Below are 600 nucleotides of genomic sequence, written 5' to 3' on the forward strand. Positions count from 1 at the left end.
CCTCGGTCATTAATTTCTTGCATTGAAGTTCCAAGTCGTTCAATTTTTGTTGATTGCTGATTAAGCGCTGGTTTTCTTGGTTCAGTGTCTCGTTCTCGCTGTTCAAGCGCTGTATCAGTTGCTGTTGTGTCTCGCACAAGTTCAGTAGATCTTGCTTGGTCTTCACGGTCGAGTTGTTGTTCTGTTCTTTCTCTAGTTCGTCTCGCCAGCTCATTGTCGATGGCCTCCTTATCGTAGTCCGTCCCGAGCCGCTTCCCCCTTGCTCGTCTTTGCTTATTATTGGCGTCTAAAAATGCGTATGAGAAACTTTGACCACGTTCCCTGACAATTACCCCAGATTGACCCAAAACGTCTGAGAACGTCTTAAAATCGCAAATAGATGTATCCTGCATAGTAGTATCAATTCGACCTCGTAAGTCAGCCATGTAAGAATATTGCCCTTTTTTGGTCAAGTCCTGTTCTGTTCTGGACTGGTGTTCACGCACGGGTTCAATGACTTTCCAGCCTTGCTCTTTGGAAATTTCGTCATTGGCATTTCTAGCACGTTCAACAGCAGAACCCTTACGCTCATCAAGCTTTTTACCAGTTTGAAGATTGACC

General features: G+C 44.8%; 1 pseudogene. It reads right to left on the reverse strand.

From position 1 onward, the window contains the following. Nucleotides 1-600 (reverse strand): annotated as a pseudogene (locus HC026_RS12390) (relaxase/mobilization nuclease domain-containing protein); the annotation flags it as partial.

Source organism: Secundilactobacillus angelensis, from assembly GCF_012641075.1.
In the GTDB taxonomy this organism is placed as follows: Bacteria; Bacillota; Bacilli; order Lactobacillales; family Lactobacillaceae; genus Secundilactobacillus; species Secundilactobacillus angelensis.